Annotated in this window: 12 protein-coding genes; 1 reads left to right on the top strand and 11 read right to left on the bottom strand. The window is 67.2% G+C overall.

Annotation, left to right across the window (positions count from 1 at the left end):
• Nucleotides 1-3: 3 nt before the first annotated feature.
• The 3 genes from ACX12D_RS01760 to aptA all read right to left on the bottom strand — a co-directional run bounded on the left by ACX12D_RS01760 (nucleotide 4) and on the right by aptA (nucleotide 5341).
• Nucleotides 4-1398, bottom strand: coding sequence for an amino acid permease (locus ACX12D_RS01760; protein ID WP_459372713.1), 1395 nt, complete (start codon nucleotides 1396-1398; stop codon nucleotides 4-6).
• A gap of 1056 nt (nucleotides 1399-2454) precedes the next feature.
• A complete protein-coding gene (locus ACX12D_RS01755) occupies nucleotides 2455-3972 on the bottom strand; it encodes a CoA-acylating methylmalonate-semialdehyde dehydrogenase (RefSeq protein ID WP_459372712.1) in 1518 nt (505 codons plus the stop codon).
• A 37-nt stretch (nucleotides 3973-4009) separates the two neighbouring features.
• Nucleotides 4010-5341: an omega-aminotransferase AptA gene (gene aptA / locus ACX12D_RS01750; protein ID WP_459372711.1), complete on the bottom strand. Its 1332-nt coding sequence runs from the start codon at nucleotides 5339-5341 to the stop codon at nucleotides 4010-4012.
• A 361-nt stretch (nucleotides 5342-5702) separates the two neighbouring features.
• Between aptA and ACX12D_RS01745 the strand changes: the two genes are divergently transcribed.
• A complete protein-coding gene (locus ACX12D_RS01745; protein ID WP_459373899.1) occupies nucleotides 5703-7208 on the top strand; it encodes an aminotransferase-like domain-containing protein in 1506 nt (501 codons plus the stop codon).
• Between the two features lie 39 nt (nucleotides 7209-7247).
• On the opposite strand, the gene ACX12D_RS01740 is transcribed toward ACX12D_RS01745, so the two are convergent.
• The 8 genes from ACX12D_RS01740 to leuC form a co-directional block, all read right to left on the bottom strand.
• Entirely contained in the window at nucleotides 7248-7826 is a 579-nt protein-coding gene (locus ACX12D_RS01740) for an acyloxyacyl hydrolase (protein ID WP_459372710.1), read from the bottom strand.
• Between the two features lie 356 nt (nucleotides 7827-8182).
• Entirely contained in the window at nucleotides 8183-9988 is a 1806-nt protein-coding gene (locus tag ACX12D_RS01735; protein WP_459372709.1) for a putative bifunctional diguanylate cyclase/phosphodiesterase, read from the bottom strand.
• 193 nt (nucleotides 9989-10181) lie between these two features.
• A complete protein-coding gene (locus tag ACX12D_RS01730; protein WP_459372708.1) occupies nucleotides 10182-11372 on the bottom strand; it encodes a M24 family metallopeptidase in 1191 nt (396 codons plus the stop codon).
• Between the two features lie 89 nt (nucleotides 11373-11461).
• Nucleotides 11462-12430, bottom strand: coding sequence for a Bug family tripartite tricarboxylate transporter substrate binding protein (locus tag ACX12D_RS01725; RefSeq protein WP_459372707.1), 969 nt, complete (start codon nucleotides 12428-12430; stop codon nucleotides 11462-11464).
• Nucleotides 12431-12559: 129 nt separating this feature from the next.
• The gene (locus ACX12D_RS01720) at nucleotides 12560-13213 is read right to left on the bottom strand and encodes a TetR family transcriptional regulator (RefSeq protein WP_459372706.1); all 654 of its coding nucleotides are present in this window, start codon (nucleotides 13211-13213) and stop codon (nucleotides 12560-12562) included.
• Nucleotides 13214-13301: 88 nt separating this feature from the next.
• Nucleotides 13302-14186, bottom strand: a complete 885-nt coding sequence (locus ACX12D_RS01715; protein ID WP_459372705.1) for an alpha/beta fold hydrolase — start codon at nucleotides 14184-14186, stop codon at nucleotides 13302-13304.
• Nucleotides 14187-14199: 13 nt separating this feature from the next.
• Entirely contained in the window at nucleotides 14200-14859 is a 660-nt protein-coding gene (leuD, locus tag ACX12D_RS01710; protein WP_459372704.1) for a 3-isopropylmalate dehydratase small subunit, read from the bottom strand.
• Nucleotides 14852-16270, bottom strand: a complete 1419-nt coding sequence (gene leuC / locus ACX12D_RS01705) for a 3-isopropylmalate dehydratase large subunit (protein WP_459372703.1) — start codon at nucleotides 16268-16270, stop codon at nucleotides 14852-14854. Before leuC ends, leuD begins: the two co-directional genes overlap by 8 nt.
• Between the last annotated feature and the right edge of the window lie 12 nt (nucleotides 16271-16282).

Below are 16282 nucleotides of genomic sequence, written 5' to 3'. Positions count from 1 at the left end.
GCGTCAGGCGCCGCCGTGCAGCACCGCGTTGCGGCGCGCGTAGAGGAAGTAGATCGCCAGGCCAATCGCCAGCCACGCCAGGAAGGCCACCCACGTCAGCGGCTGCAGGTGGGCCATCAGGAACAGGCAAAAGCCCACCGACAGCAGCGGCACCACCGGCACGCCCGGGCAGCGGAAGGCGCGCGGCAGGTCCGGCCGTGTCTTGCGCAGCACCAGCACCGCCACCGAGATCAGCGTGAAGGCCGACAGCGTGCCGATATTGATCAGCTCCGCCAGCACATTGAGCGGCACGAAAGCCGCAATGAAGGCGAACACGCTGCCCACCGTCCACGTGGCGAAGAACGGCGTGGCATGCACCGGGTGCACCTTCGACAGCCGCTCCGGCAGCAGCCCGTCGCGCGACATGGCAAAGATGATGCGGGTCTGGCCGAAGGTCATCACCAGGATCACCGTGGTCATGCCCAGGATGGCGCCGAGATCCACGAATCCCGCCACCCAGTTCTCGCCCGCGTACTGCAGCGCCAGCGATACCGGATGATCGATGCCCGCGAACTTGGCGAAGGGCACGATGCCGGTCATGATGGCCGCCACCGTCACGTACAGCACGGTGCAGACCGCCAGCGAGCCAATGATGCCGATCGGCAAGTCGCGGCGCGGGTTGCGCACTTCCTCTGCGGCCGAAGTCACCGCGTCGAAGCCGATAAAGGCGAAGAACACCAGCGCGGCCGCATTGAAGACGCCTTCCAGCCCAAACGGCGCGAACGGATGCCAGTTGGCCGGCTTGACGTGCCACACGCCCACCCCGATGAAGAGCAGCACCACCGCAATCTTGATGGCCACCATCACGTTGTTCAGGCGCGCCGACTCGCGCACGCCGTAGGACACGACCCAGGTGATCAGCAGCATGATCGCGGCAGCCGGCAGGTTGAACAGCGTCTGCACGCCCGGCACGGCACCGGGTGCGGCGGTGAGCATGACCGGCAGGTGAATGCCGAAGCCCGCTATCAGCGACTGGAAATAGCCCGACCAGCCCACCGACACGGCCGAGGTCGCAAGGCCGTACTCAAGCAGCAGGTCCCAGCCGATCATCCACGCCACGATCTCGCCGAGCGTGGCGTAGCTGTAGGTGTAGATGGAGCCGGAGACGGGGATCGCGGACGCGAACTCGGCGTAGCAGAGCGCGGCAAACCCGCAGGCCAGTGCCGCGATCACGAAGGAGACAGTCAGCGCCGGGCCCGCCGTGAGCGCGCCGGTGCCCGTCAGCACGAAGATGCCGGTGCCGATGATGGCGCCGATGCCCATCAGGATCAGGTCGACGGGACCGAGCACCTTTTTCAGGCCATCATCGCGGGCGGCGGCCAGCATGGCCTCGATGTTCTTGGTGCGGAACAGACTCATCGGCGGGTACTCCTGGCGCGGTAGGCGGCTTTGAAAAGCGGCGTATTTTAGCGTGATGGGGTGGGCGGATTCGTCACTTTTTGGTTAGTCGGTGTTTCTTTGGGTGGTGGTGGTCGCTGTTTATTTCATCGGCGTTGGTTTTTGCACCCAAGAGCCATACGACATCCCCCTGCGGGGGCTGCCGGTCACTCTTCTTTGCGTCGGCAAAGAAGACTAACGAGAAGAAAGCCGACCCTGCCGGGCGCAGAGCAATAAGGCTGTTTAGGCCTCGGTGGTCGCGTCGTACGGCCCGGAGTGTTGGCTGGCGTGTCCAACCGGCCCGAAGGACATCGCAACTGCATGACCCATGGGTTACGTCGTGCGGCCCCTGACCTCGTGTGCGGTGACCATTCCCACATCTGCCGTTCGCGGCGCGAGGGGCTGCGCCGTTTCGGGTGTGGCTGGTTTCGTGGTTTTGTCTCGGAGGGCAAGCGCCGTGAGGTGCGAGCGCGGCCCTCGCGGACGGGCCACGGTGCCCACCACGAAACCAGAGGGGGCGATAGCAAGGTGCCGCTCGCGCCGGTACAGCAGGGCATCAAATGGCCGGGCGGCCACCGTCAGAGACAAAACCACGAAACCACCAAGTCAGGCAGGATCGTGGCGCTGCGCACCGCGAACGGCAGATGCCCGAACGCTCACCGAGCAAAGCGACGAGGGGCACCACCACGTGACCATTGGGTCATGCAGTAGCGATGTCCTTCGGGCCGGTTGGACACGCCAGCCAACACTCCGGGCCATACGACGCAACCGCCGAGGCAAAAACAGCCTTATTGCTCTGCCCCCGGCAGGGCGGCTTTCTTTTCGTTAGTTTTCTTTGCCGGTCAAAGAAAAGTGACCGGCAGCCCCCGCAGGGGGATGTCGTATGGCTCTTGGGTGCAAAAGCCATCGCCGATCAAAAAAACCGCAATCAACCCCGCAGGACGATGTCGTACGGCCCTTGGGTCCAAAAGCCGACGCCGCTCTCAAACAAACTAGCAACAGCCCAAAAACCCCATCATCCCTCCAACACCAATACCCTCACTTAGCCACCGGCATCGTAAACTCCGCCCCCTTCCCAATACTGTCCGGCCAGCGCTGCATAATGCTCTTATACCGCGTGTAGAACCGAATACCTTCCTCCCCATAAGCATGGTGATCGCCAAACAGCGAGCGCTTCCACCCGCCGAACGAGTGCCATGCCATCGGCACCGGGATCGGCACGTTGATGCCCACCATGCCTACCTGGATCTGGCGCGAGAACGCACGTGCCACGCCGCCGTCGCTGGTGTAGCAGGACACGCCGTTGCCGTACTCGTGGCCGTTGATCAGGTCCACCGCTTCGGCCAGGTCATGCACGCGCACCACCGACAGCACCGGGCCGAAGATCTCTTCCTTGTAGATGGTCATGTCCGGCGTGACGTTGTCGAACAGCGTGCCGCCCACGTAGAAACCGTCTTCGTGACCCTCGACCTTGTGGCCGCGGCCGTCGGTCACCAGCTTGGCACCCTCTTCCACGCCCTTGGCGATATAGCCCTCTACCTTGGCCTTGTGCGCAGCGGTCACCAGCGGGCCCATCTCGGCATCCTCTTCCATGCCGTTGCGGATCTTCAGCGCGCGCGCGCGTTCGGCCAGGCGCGGCACCAGCTTGTCGGCGACATCGCCCACCGCCACGGCTACCGAGATAGCCATGCAGCGCTCGCCGGCCGAGCCATAGGCAGCGCCGATCAGCGCGTCCACGGCCTGGTCGAGGTCGGCGTCGGGCATCACCACCAGGTGATTCTTGGCGCCGCCCAGGGCCTGCACGCGCTTGCCGCGCTTGGTGCCTTCGGTGTAGATGTACTCGGCGATCGGCGTGGAGCCGACGAAGGACAGCGCCTGCACGTCCTTGTGCGCCAGCAGCGCATCGACGGCTTCCTTGCCGCCTTGCACCACATTGAACACGCCATCCGGCAGGCCGGCCTGCTTGAGCAGGTCTGCAATCAGCAGCGAGGGCGAAGGATCGCGCTCGGACGGCTTGAGCACGAAGGTATTGCCGCAGGCCAGCGCCACCGGGAACATCCACATCGGCACCATCACCGGGAAGTTGAACGGTGTGATGCCGGCCACCACGCCCAGCGGCTGGCGCAGGTTCCAGTTGTCGATGCCGCCGCCGATGTTGTCGGTGAAGTCGGTCTTGAGCAGGTTGGGAATGCCGCAGGCGAACTCGACGATCTCCACGCCGCGGGTGACTTCGCCCTTGGCATCGGAGAACACCTTGCCGTGCTCGCGCGTGATCAGCGCGGCAAGGTCGTCATGGTGGCGGTCGAGCAGCTCCTTGAACTTGAACAGGATGCGCGCGCGCTTGAGCGGCGCGGTCTCGGACCAGGCCGGGAACGCGGCATGGGCCGCAGCCACGGCGGCATCCACGTCCTGCGCCGAGCCGAGCGCCACGCGCCCGGCCACGGCGCCCGTGGCCGGGTTGAAGACGTCGGCAAACCGGTCCGACGAGGCGGCGCGCACGGTCCCGCCAATGTAGTGCGCAATGTCGGCGATCTGCCGGTTCTCTGCGATGTTCACGTCAGTGTTCCTTGTCTTGTCTCCGCGGCCACGGCAATCACTGCAGTTCTTGCAGCACCTTCTTCACGGTGTCGAACATCTCTTCGATCTGCGCCTCGGTGATGATCAGCGGCGGCGAGAAAGCAAGGATGTCGCCGGTGTAGCGCACCAGCACGCCGCGCTCCAGGCATTTCAGGAAGGCCTCGTAGCCACGCGCGCCGGGCTGGCCGGGACGCGGCTCCAGCTCGATGCCGGCGACCATGCCGAGGTTGCGGATGTCCTTCACGTGGGGCGCGCCGCGCACGCCATGCACCGCGGCTTCGAACTTCGGCGCCAGCTCGGCGGCACGGCCGAACAGGTTCTCGTTCTTGTAGATATCCAGCGTGGCGATGGCTGCGGCCATGGCCAGCGGGTGGCCGGAATAGGTGTAGCCGTGCAGGAACTCGATGGCGCCCGGCGCCGCGGCGTTGACCACGGTGTCGTGCACTTCGCGCCGCACCGCTACCGCGCCCATCGGCACGGCGGCGTTGTTGATGGCCTTGGCCATGGTGATCAGGTCCGGCGTGACCTTGAAGCGCTCGGCGGCGGTGGCCGCGCCCAGGCGGCCGAAGGCGGTGATGACCTCGTCGAAGATCAGCAGGATGCCGTGCTTGCTGGTGATCTCGCGCAGCTTTTCCAGGTAGCCCACCGGCGGCACCAGCACGCCGGCCGAGCCGGCCAGCGGCTCGACGATGACGGCGGCCACGTTGGACGGGTCGTGCAGTGCCAGGATGCGTTCCAGGTCATCGGCCAGGTGCGCGCCCCAGGTTGGCTGGCCCTTGGAGTAAGCCGCCTCGGCAATATTCAGCGTGGCCGGCAGGTGGTCCGTGCCGGGCATCAGGTTGGCCGAGAAGGCCTTGCGGTTGGGGCCGATGCCGCCCACCGCCATGCCGCCGAAACCAACGCCGTGATAGCCGCGCTCACGCCCGATCACGCGGGTGCGCTGGCCTTCGCCACGGGCGCGGTGATACGCCAGCGCGATCTTCAGCGCGGTGTCGACCGATTCCGAGCCCGAGTTGGTGAAGAAGATGCGGTCCAGCCCGGCCGGCATGATGGCGGCCACCTTGGTCGCGGCCTCGAAGGTGAGCGGGTGGCTCATCTGGAACGGCGGCGCGTAGTCCAGGGTCTGTATCTGGCGGGCGACCGCGTCCGCGATCTCCTGGCGGCAATGGCCGGCAGCGACGCACCACAGGCCGGCGCAACCGTCGAGGATCTGGCGGCCGTCATGCGAGGTGTAGTACATGCCGCTGGCGGAGTCGAGCAAGCGCGGCGCCGCCTTGTACTGGCGGTTGGCGGTAAACGGCATCCACAGGGCATCGAGATCGGGGATCACAGTCTTGGCGGCATCCATACATCCTCCTCAGGAGCAATTGGCATTGGCATTGGCTTGGGCGGCGGCTGGCGCCGCCCGGGTTGTCAGGTGATTCTGGTGAATGCGGCCACTGTAGCGGCCCGGCCCGGCTTAAAGAATATACGGTCGACAGAACCTCGCCTTACCGTACAGTTAAGAGTGAGACAACTGTACAGATCAAGAGATGCCAGAACCAGCCGGCCGCGCCCGCGGATCCAGCCACCCCGCTCACCACGGCGGCTAAAGTCCCGCCGGCAGCCGGATTCACGTTGCAGCGCCGCAAAGCCCGGCGCCGCCATGCGGCTTCCCACCGAACCGGTACGGCCATTAAACTGTACAGGTCCATCCTTACATGTCACGCATGCTTAACCTCGAACTTGTCCGCAGCCGGCGCAGCGGCGACACCCTCACCGAGCAGATCGTGGCGGGCATCGCCAGCCTGGTGGACCGGCGCGTGCTGCGCGCCGGCGTCGCGCTGCCGTCGGTGCGGCGCTTTGCCCAGCAGCATGGGGTCAGCACCTTCACCGTGGCCGAGGCCTACGGCCGCCTGACCGCGCTGGGTTACCTGAGCGCGCGGGTGGGCTCGGGCTACACGGTGGCGCACCGCCACGCCCCCGCCGGCCAGGCGCCGGCGGCGCGCTGGGAGGCGCCGGGGCTCAATGCCGCGTGGCTGCTGTCGGATGTGTTCGCCGATCATTCGGTGCCGATCAAGGCGGGTGCGGGCTGGTTGCCGGGCGACTGGCTCAACGAGGAAGGGCTGCACCAGGCCATGCGCGCCGCGGCGCGGGTGCCCGCCGCGCAGGTCTCGGGCTACGGCCACCCTTACGGCTTCGCCGCGCTGCGCGAGCATATCGCCGCCGGGCTCAGCCAGTACGGCATGCCGGTGCAGGCCCAGCAAGTGGTGCTGACCCAGGGCGCCACGCAAGCGCTGGACCTGGTGGTCCGCACGCTGTTGCGCCCGGGCGACACCGTGCTGGTGGAGGACCCCTGCTACTGCAATCTGCTGCAGATCCTGCGCCTTGCGGGCTTGCAGGTGGTTGGCGTGCGCCGCACCGCCAGCGGGCTCGACACCGACGCGCTCGACCACGCCATCCGCACCCACGCGCCGCGCGCGCTGTTCGTCAACACGGTGCTGCAGAACCCCACCGGCGGCACGCTCACCAGCATGAACGCGCACCGCGTGCTGCAACTGGCCGAGCAGTACCGGCTGCTGGTGGTGGAGGACGATATCTACCGCGAGCTGGCGCCGCCCGGCTCACCCATGCTGGCAGCCATGGACGGCCTCTCGCATGTGATCTACGTCAACGGGTTTTCCAAGACCATCACGCCATCGCTGCGGGTCGGCTACCTGGCGGCCAGCCCGGAGCTGGCCAAGGCGTTCGCCCGCACCAAGATGGCCGTGGGGCTGACGTCATCGGAAGTGACCGAGCGGCTGGTGTACTCGGTGCTGACCAGCGGCCACTATGGGCGCCATGTGGCGGCGCTGGCCGAACGGCTGCGCGCCCAGCAGGACCGGATCACGGAGAAGATGGAAGCCCACGGGCTGGAGGTGATGCTGCGCCCGGAAGGCGGGATGTTCGCCTGGGCAAGGATGCGGCCGGAAGACGGCGGCGACCCGGCCGCGCTGTCGGGCAACCGCCTGGCAACGCTGGCGCTGGAGCACGGCATCTGGCTAGCGCCGGGGTCTTACTTTGAACCGGAAGAAGGCGACTCGCCGTGGATACGGTTCAACGTGGCAACCAGCGATGAACCCGCACTGTGGCGATTTTTTGACGCGCTGCGCAGCCGGCAGGCGCAAGGCGCGGAAACGGAATCCGTCTCCCGCGCCGCGCGCGCCCCGCGCGCAGGCATGGTCAGGCTGGCCTGAGCGTCGTGGCCTCAGGCCGAGCCTGCCACGCTTGCAGGATCAGAAGCGATAACGCACGTAACCCGTGTAAAAGCCGCTGCCCGGATTGGGCTGCTTGATACCGGCGTTGGAGACGTGCTGGTAGCGGAAGCCGGCTTCATACGCGGTCTTGGGGCCGAAGGCCATGCCCACGCCGATCATGTCGGAGAACTGGAACAGGCTGCCGGAGCGGTGGTCGTCGGAGGTGGCCTTATGGCTCATCATGCGCACGCCAACGGAGGCCTCCAGGAAAGGCACCAGCGAGCCGCCGCGCTTTTCCACGCGCAGGATCGGCGAGAAGCCGAATTCGGTCACATTCTGGTGATTGGTGCCGCTGCGGGCGTTCCATTCGGCCAGTTCGGCCTCCCACTGCAGCTTGGCCAGCCAGCCCTGCGGGTTGCCCCAGGCAAAGCCGGAGTCCCAGTTCACGCCGACTTCGTACTTGTTGATGTTGTGGCCGGGATCGCGGCCAAAGGCCACGTGCACACCCGGATCGGCGTGCGCGGCAGCGCATGCGCCGAGGGCAGCCATGGCGCCAAGCGCCTTGATACGTGTTGCAAGCCGGCGGGCAAGGCTGGCGTTCTTCTTATCGATGGTCATGTGCATGGTGGGTGGTAATTACCGCGAAGAATGACAAGTCCTAGCGAAAACCTTGCCACCTCCCAGCGGCAAAGCCGACCACCCGTACTCAGGACCAGAGGCGTTCCACCACCCAGCCCGCGGTCACGCAGATCGCGAGCCAGGCGCTAAGGCACCCGGCAATAAATCGGTAAGTCATGGTCAATTTCCGCAACAATCGCTTGGGGACAAGCGAATAATTACGGAATTATACATCCGTTCATGAATGTATGTTGAGGCCGGAGAAATCGGGCTAGGGCTCAACGTATCGGTGAGCGATTATGCACCTCCGGGACAGCACATGCTTGCGGCGCCGCGGGAGCTGTTGCCACGCCGCATCAATCCCCCAGCGCCACGGTGCTTTGGCCCATGACCGCGGCGAAATCCGTTGCCGGCATCGGCCGGCCGAGCAGGTATCCCTGCGCCGCGTCGCAGCCCTCCTCGGCCAGCAAGCGTTGCTGGACGCGGGTCTCCACACCTTCCGCCAGGGTTCTCATGCCCAGCGAGCGCGCCAGCGCAATGACCCCGCGAATGACCGCAAGGGCCTCGGGCGCGGTACCGAGGACCGCAACGAAGGATCTGTCGATCTTGAGTGTCGCAACCGGCAGGCGCGTCAGGTAGGCCAGGCTCGAGTATCCGGAGCCGAAATCGTCCAGCGAGGCGCTGATGCCGCAGCGCCGGAGCTCGTCGAGCGCCGCCGCGGCGCTGTCGAGATCGGTCATCAGGGTGTCCTCGGTGACTTCCACGTCCAGCAGCCCGCATGGCACCTCGTGCTCGCGTGCGAGGTCCGCCAGCAAGCCAGCCAGCCCCGGCATGACCAGCTGCCGCGCCGACAGGTTGAGCGAGATCCTGGGCACCGCCAGGCCAACCCGCCGCCAGGCCGCTATCTGGCGGCACACGGCGCGCATGACCCACAGCCCCACCGCCGGCACCAGCGGCGACTCCAGCAGCACATCGAGAAAGGCGGCAGGCGGCAGCAAGCCGCGCGTTGGGTGCTGCCAGCGCAGCAACGCTTCCGCGCCCGCCAGCCTGCCATCGGGCAGCGACCACTGCGGCTGGAAGTGAAGCACCAGCTGGTCGTCCGCCATCGCGGCATGCAGGTCGGCGCGCAGTTGCAGGCGCTGCCGCAAGCCTTGGGCGAGGTCCAGGTGGAAGACGCGGAACTGGAAACGCCCCGCGGCCTTGGCCGCATACATGGCGGCATCGGCGTGGTTCAACAGGGTGTCGGCGGTGTCGCCAGCCTCGGGCCACTGTGCGATCCCTACGCTGGCACCCAGCAGCAGCGTGTGGCCTTCCACCTGGAACGGCTGCGACACGCCGGCCAGGATGGTGCCGGCAAAGCGCTCGGCCTGTCCCGGCCGCGCGTCGCGCAGGATGAACACGAACTCGTCGCCACCGACGCGCGCGACAAAAGCCGAAGGTGCCAGCAGCGCGCGAAAGCGCTCTGCGACCTTGCACAGCAACGTGTCGCCCACCGCATGGCCAAAGGCATCGTTGACTTCCTTGAAGCGGTCGAGATCGACGAACAGCACCACCACCCCGCCCGCTTGCGGCGCTTGCGCCTGCATGCCGGCCGGCAGCACGGCTGCCTGGGCTTCTGCTGCTTGTTCTGCCACTTGTACTGCCGCTTGTTCTCCCGCCTGCGCCACCGCGCGCGCCAGCACCTGCGTGCAGCGCCGGCGGTTCGGCAAACCGGTCAGGTAGTCGTGATCGGCATGGTATTCCAGCTGTGCCGACTGCTGCCGCTCGCGGCTGACGTCGCGAAAGAGCACGGTGAGGCCGTTCGCATCGGGAAAGGCGCGCGCTTCGAACCAGCATGCCAGCGGGGCATAGTAGGCGGTGCAGGTGCGTGATGCGCCGCTGGCAGCGGCCTCGTGAAACGTCCGGTCATACGCCGAGCCAATCAGGTCCGGATAGCAATCCCAGATGCCACGCCCGTCGAGATCCGTACGGCTGCGTTTGAGCAAGCGCTCCATGGCCTGGTTGACATAGGCGAATCGCCACGCGCGGTCGAGCGACATGACGCCATCCGTGATGCGATCGAGCATCGCGCCAAGATGCGTGGGCAACGCCCCGGCGGGCGGCGTGTTCGCGGGATTGGCATGGCAGGGCAAAAATGGCGCGCGCTGGGGAGAGTCGTCCATGTCGAGGGGGGGGGGGCGTCCGAGCACCGCATGCATCACGGTTGACAAGGCGGCAGGTGGCAGGCGTCGGCCGCATTTTATCCTCGAACGCCCCGCGCCGGTATGCGGGCGCGCGCCTTCGGCCCAAGGATTGCGCGCCGGTGCCGGCCACGATGCCCCCGCCATCCCCACTATCCCCCGCTTGCCGCCGGCATCACGCCACGGTCGCGTAATCCAGTGTCTTTGGCGTCTTCACGATGACCTCCGGGCGCTCACCCACCACGACCGTATCGTCGAGCCGGAAGCCGCCCAGCCCATAGACATAGATGCCGGGCTCGGCCGAGTAGACCTCGCCGGCCAGCAGCGTGCGCGTATTGAAGGCCATGTCCTCCGGATACTCGTGCAGCATCAGCCCGACCGCGTGGCCGGTGCGGTGGAAGATGTACTCGCCCAGCCCCGCGCGCTCGATCACGGCTTGCGCGGCGGCGTCCATGTCGCAAACGCGCCGGCCGGTCGCCGCGGCCGCCACCGCCGCATCGGTGGCCTCGGCGGCAACCTGGTAGCAGCGTGCCTGGCGCGCATCCGGCTTGCCGCAGAACCACGTGCGCTCGTTCTCCACGTAGTAGCCGTTGAGGCGCGGCAGGATCAGGTTGACGATGGTGTCTCCAGCCGCGATGCGCGCGCCGCACGCGGCGCCGTCGCCATGCGGCGAGGCCGAGGCCGGTCCCGTCAGCGTCCAGCATTTGAGGATATCGAAATCCTCGCCGGGAAAGCGGCGCGCGGCCTCCTCCACCATCAGCGCCGACATGGCATGGTCCAGTTCCTGCACCAGCCGCCCCGGCCGAATGTTCTCGCGGTAGCGGTCCTGCACCCAGTCCGTCAGGCTCCCAAGCTCGCGCATCACCTGCAGCTCTTCCGCATGCTTGACCCAGCGCATGGCGCGCATCTCCGCCATGGCCGGGCGCAGCGTGAGCTCCGGCAGGTAGCGCTGCGCCGCCGCGAGAATCGGGTGGGCCACGTCCACGGCAATGCGCGAGCCGCCCAGCCCGTGCGACGCCAGCAGCGACGCCACCACCTCGGGCAACTGCGGCGCCAGCGCCAGCCGCTGCGACACGCGCGGATGCTCGGCGTAGTACGTCACGTCGCGCAGCCAGACCTTATCCTTCTCCGTGCACAGGCGCATGTGGTTGGTGGACAGCTCGTTCATCACGGCGAAGGGTTCGCCATTGCGCGGCACGAACACGAAAACGGGGCGCTCCCACGGCCAGACATCCAGCTGGAAATTGGTGGCGAACTGGAAGAAGTCCGGCGTGCTGAACACCAGCGCGTCAACGCGGATGCGGTCCATCAGCGCGTGCATCATCGTCAGGCGATAGTCGCGCACGGCGGTCGTGATCTGGGGCATGTCTAGTCTCCTTGGTTCCTTGAATCCTTGGTAGTGGGTGCAGGCGGGTACAGGTGGGTGCGGGCGAGTGCTTGCAGATCCGGCCGGGATCAGAGGGCGATGCCGAGCTTGCGGATCATGGGGCCCCAGGCCTGCGCGTCGCGCTGCATATAGCGCTCCACCTCGGCCGGCGGCCCCTTGATCGGGTCGAGGAACTGGTTGGCCAGCTTGTCCTTGAATGCCGGCTCATCCAGGGCTGCGTTGATGTCGGTGTTGATCTTCTGCACCAGCGCTGCCGGCGTGCCGGTCTTTGCGACGATGGCGTACCAGCCCGGCACCGCCACGTCGTAGCCGAGTTCCTTGAACGTCGGCACATCGGGCAGCGCGGCCAGGCGCCGCTCGCCGGTCACGGCCAGCGCCACCAGTTTCTTGCCGGCGATATAGGGCTGCACGCCCGCCACCACATTCATCATGGCCGGCGTCTCGCCCGACATCAGGCTGGTCGAGCCGCCGGCGCCGTTGAACGGCACGTGCTGCAGCTTGACGCCTGCGCGCTCGGCCACCAGCTCCATGGCCAGGTGCGTGGAGTTGCCGATACCGCCGGAGGCGTAGCTGATGCCGCCCGGCCGCGCCTTGGCGAGCCGCACGAATTCGGCAAAGCTGGTGGCGTGCATCGCCGGCGCGACCACTAGCACGAACGGCGAGTTGGCCAGCATCGCCACGCCGGTCAGGTCGCGTTGCGGCACATAGGGCAACGTGGGGTAGAGGAAGGGATTAAAGGCCAGGTTGGACACGCCCGCAAAAAACAGCGTGTAGCCATCGGCCGGCTGCTGCAGCACATAGTTGATGGCCAGCACGCCGTTGGCGCCGGGCTTGTTTTCCACAACAACGCTGCGTCCCCAGCGCTTGCCCAGCGTTTCGGCCAGCGCGCGCGCGAGCACATCGTTGCCCGTGCCGCCTGCCTGCGGCACGACCAGCCTGACCGGGCGCTGCGGCCAGTCCTGCGCCCAGCCGGCGGCACCGCATGCCATGCCCGCCACGGCGAGCGCGGCGCTTAGTATCAGTGTGCGTCTGTTCACTTCGATCTCCTCTCGAATCCCCTTGAGCGGCACCCGCATCGGGGTGCATCCGGTTTACTGTACCATGTGGTACACAGAGAGGAAAAAAATTTTCGAGGCTGCGGCGCCGATGCCGGCGCCGCGCACGGATCAGGCCTCGGGTTCGGATTTCGCGCCCAGGGCCCTGGGCGCATTCAGCATGCGCGCGAAGTATTTCAGCGCGGCAGTGGTGCCCTTGCGATCGCCCGTGGTGACAAGATCCAGCAACAGGCCACGCACGGTGGCCACCTCGATGCGAGCCCGCAGCTTCGCCTCGCTCGTGCTCAATCCAAGCTGCTTGTGAAAGCGCTCGGTCAGCGCGCCGGTCCAGCTGCCTATCACATCGTCGAGGAACACCTGGAAGCGTTCGCGATCGCGAATGGCGCGGCCGTAGATCTCGAACAGCAACTGGATGATGGGCAGGTAGTTGTCCGCCGAGTAGCGCGCCCAGGCTACCTCCAGCGCCTGTGCGGGATCGGACTCGCTGGCGGCCAGGCTGGCGCGCGCATCCAGCTCGGCATGGCGGATGCGGCGCAGCACCGCCTCCCAGAACTGGTCCGCCGAGCCGAAGTAGTAGATCAGCATGCGGTGGCTGGTGCCGAGCGCCTCGGCGATATGGCGCAGCGACAAGTCGCCGATGCCGTGCTCCAGCACGTGGTTGACGGCGCCGTCGAGCAACTGGATGGCCTGGTCGCTGGCAGCGCGGCCTTGCGCGAGGCTATCGAGCGTTTCGGTGGCAACGGCGGGATTCTTGCGGGGCGGCATGGGCTGGGAGAAGCGTTCGGTTGGGCACGGGGGCGAAGACAGCGAGTGTAAGCCAGCCCGGCTCGCAGCGCATTCGCCCGTTGCGTCCTTAACCTGCGCCCAGCAGGAAGGGCAGCGTCTCGTCCAGCAGCAGCGCCGGTATTTCCTCGGCCATGTAGTGCCCGCACGGCAGGCTCTTGCCGCTCACGTTGCTTGCCACCTTGCGCCACTCTTCCAGCGGCGCGAAGCAGCGGCCTACCGCGCCCTGCTCGCCCCACAGTGCCAGCATCTCGCACTCGACCTTGCGCCCGGCGGCCAGGTCGGCACGGTCGTGCTCGAGATCGATCGACGCGCTGGCACGATAGTCCTCGCACAGCCCGTGCGCCGCGCCCGGCAGGCGCAGGCAACGCAGGTACTCCGCCATGGCCGCCTCGGTAAACGGCGCCAGGCCGGCGCTGCGGCTGCCCATGGTGCTGCGCAGGTAGAGCGCCGGATCGGCCTCGATCAGCGTCTCGGGAAACGGCGCGGGCCGGATCAGGAAGAACCAGTGGTAGTAGGCCAGCGCGAACTGCAGGTTGGTCTGCTCGTACATCGCCAGCGTGGGCGCGATATCCAGCGTGACCAGCCGCTGCACGGCATCCGGATGATCCACCGCCATGCGGTGCGCCACGCGCCCGCCGCGGTCGTGCGCCATCACAAGGAAGCGCTCGAAGCCCAGCGCGCGCATCGCCGTGACCTGGTCCTGCGCCATGCTGCGCTTGCTGTAGTTGGCGTGATCCGGCAGGCCGGCGGGCTTGCCGCTATCGCCGTAGCCGCGCAGGTCGGTGGCAACCACCGTGAAATGCCGCGCCAGCGTGGCGGCCACCTTGTGCCAGATCACATGCGTTTGCGGATGACCGTGCAGCAGCAGCAAGGCCGGGCCCTGGCCGCCGACGACAGCGTGGATCTCGACGTCGCCACATGGAATGCGATGTTGGGTGAACCCTTCGAACACGTTTCGTCCTCCTTCAGGCGGACAGCCGCGCCATGGTCTTGGCGGCGACGTCCTGCAGCCAAGGCTGCGACTGGTGATGGCGCCGCGCGAACGCGGCGATTTGCGGCGACTGTGCCAGCGTTGCGCCGATCATGTCCAGCCCCTGGCGGAACATGGTGCGGTGGCGCTCGGCCAGCGTGAAGGCAAAGCGCAGCGCGCCGGCGCTCACCGACATCGCCGCGAGGTCGATCTCGATCCGCGCGGGCACGCCGCCCGACACCGCGGCCATCAGCGCATCCACTTCGGCCTGCGGCAACATCACCAGCAGCAGCCGGTTGTTGATTGCGTTCGAGTAGAAGATCTCGCCAAAGCTGGGCGCGATCACCGCGCGAATGCCGTATTGCTGCAGCCCCCAGACGGCGTGCTCGCGGCTCGAGCCACAGCCAAAGTTCGGGCCGGCCACCAGCACGCCCGCGCCCTGGTACCGGGGCTGGTTGAGCGCGAACTCCGGGCGCGCAACGCCTTGCGCGTCGAAGCGCATATCGTAGAACAAGCCACGGTCCAGCCCCGCCTTGTCGATGATGCGCAGGAACTGCTTGGGCATGATCTGGTCGGTGTCGAGGTTGCCGATGGGCAGCGGCGCGCCAAGCGCGGCGATCAGGTCGGCATCGTAGTCAGGCATGGCATCAGGCATTGGTTTGCTCCAGGCGGCGCACATCGGTGATGCAGCCGGTCAGCGCCGCCGCGGCGGCCATGGCGGGGCTCATCAGGTGGGTGCGCCCGGCGCGCCCCTGGCGTCCCTCGAAATTGCGGTTGGTGGTGGAGGCGCAGCGCTCGCCCGGCGCGAGTACGTCGTCGTTCATGGCCAGGCACATCGAGCAGCCCGGCTTGCGCCATTCGAAGCCGGCGTCCAGCAGCACCTGCGCAATGCCTTCGTCCTCGGCCTGCTGGCGCACCGCGCCGGAGCCCGGCACCACCATCGCGCGCACGCCTTCGGCCACCTTGCGCCCGCGCACAATGGCGGCCACGGCGCGCAGGTCTTCGATGCGGCCATTGGTGCAGGAACCGATGAACACGCGCTGCACCGGCAGCCCTTCGAGCGTGGCGCCCGCCTGCAGGCCGATGTAGTCCAGCGCCTTGGCGGCAGCGCTGCGCGCCGTGTCGTCGACGGCATCCTCCACCGGCGGCACGCGCGCATCGATGGGGATCGCCTGATCGGGGCTGGTGCCCCAGCTCACATACGGCGCCACGCTGCCGGCGTCGAACACCAGTTCGCTGTCGAACCTGGCATCCGCATCGGAGTGAAGCGCGCGCCAGCAGGCCAGCGCGCGCTCGCGCAGCGTGGCATCGATATCGGCGGCGCGGGCCAGCACGTAGTCGAAGGCCGCCGCATCCGGCGCGATCAGCGCGCCACGCGCGCCGGCTTCCACCGTCATGTTGCACAAGGTCATGCGCGCTTCGATCGACAATGCGGCAATGGCGCTGCCGGTGAACTCGACCACATAGCCACGCGCGCCCTGCGCGCTGATGCGGCTGATGATATGCAGGATCAGGTCCTTCGCGGTGGCGCCACGCGGCAGCACGCCGTCCACGCGGATGCGCATGTCCATCGCCACGCGGTACACCAGCGTCTGCGTGGCCAGCACGTGTTCCACCTCGGACGTGCCGATGCCAAAGCCAAGCGCGCCCAGCGCGCCGTAGGTGGTGGTGTGGCTGTCGCCGCACAGCACCACCATGCCCGGCCGGATCATGCCGTGCTCGGGCGCGATCACGTGCTCGATACCCTGCAGCGCGTCATCGGTATCGAACAGCGGGATGCCGTGCTGGTCGCAGTTGCGCTTGAGGTTGCGCGCCTGCAGCGCCGAGGCGGGATCCTGGATGCGGCGCGGGCTTTCGGCGTGGGTGGGGATGATGTGGTCCACCACCGCCACCTGCTGGCCCGGCGAGGGCACGCCCCGGCCCTGCGCAGCCAGCCCGGCGAAGGCCTGCGGGCTGGTGTATTCGTTCATCAGGTGCAGATCCGCGTAGAGCAGCACGTGGTCGGCATCGAGCGCGGCCACGGTGTGCGAATCCACCAGCTTGCGATAGAAGGTAAGGCCTGACATGGGACTCTGCTT

The organism is Cupriavidus sp. PET2-C1 (assembly GCF_054515855.1).
This window is presented reverse-complemented; position numbering and strand designations above follow the sequence as displayed.

Excerpts from the sequence above, each read along its gene's own strand:
- ACX12D_RS01720 (WP_459372706.1), bottom strand. The coding sequence starts at position 13,213 with ATGCCGCCCCGCAAGAATCCCGCCGTTGCCACCGAAACGCTCGATAGC.
- ACX12D_RS01760 (WP_459372713.1), bottom strand. The coding sequence starts at position 1,398 with ATGAGTCTGTTCCGCACCAAGAACATCGAGGCCATGCTGGCCGCCGCC.
- aptA (WP_459372711.1), bottom strand. The coding sequence starts at position 5,341 with ATGGATGCCGCCAAGACTGTGATCCCCGATCTCGATGCCCTGTGGATG.
- ACX12D_RS01745 (WP_459373899.1), top strand. The coding sequence starts at position 5,703 with ATGCTTAACCTCGAACTTGTCCGCAGCCGGCGCAGCGGCGACACCCTC.
- ACX12D_RS01730 (WP_459372708.1), bottom strand. The coding sequence starts at position 11,372 with ATGCCCCAGATCACGACCGCCGTGCGCGACTATCGCCTGACGATGATG.
- leuD (WP_459372704.1), bottom strand. The coding sequence starts at position 14,859 with ATGCCTGATGCCATGCCTGACTACGATGCCGACCTGATCGCCGCGCTT.
- ACX12D_RS01740 (WP_459372710.1), bottom strand. The coding sequence starts at position 7,826 with ATGACCATCGATAAGAAGAACGCCAGCCTTGCCCGCCGGCTTGCAACA.
- leuC (WP_459372703.1), bottom strand. The coding sequence starts at position 16,270 with ATGTCAGGCCTTACCTTCTATCGCAAGCTGGTGGATTCGCACACCGTG.
- ACX12D_RS01735 (WP_459372709.1), bottom strand. The coding sequence starts at position 9,988 with ATGGACGACTCTCCCCAGCGCGCGCCATTTTTGCCCTGCCATGCCAAT.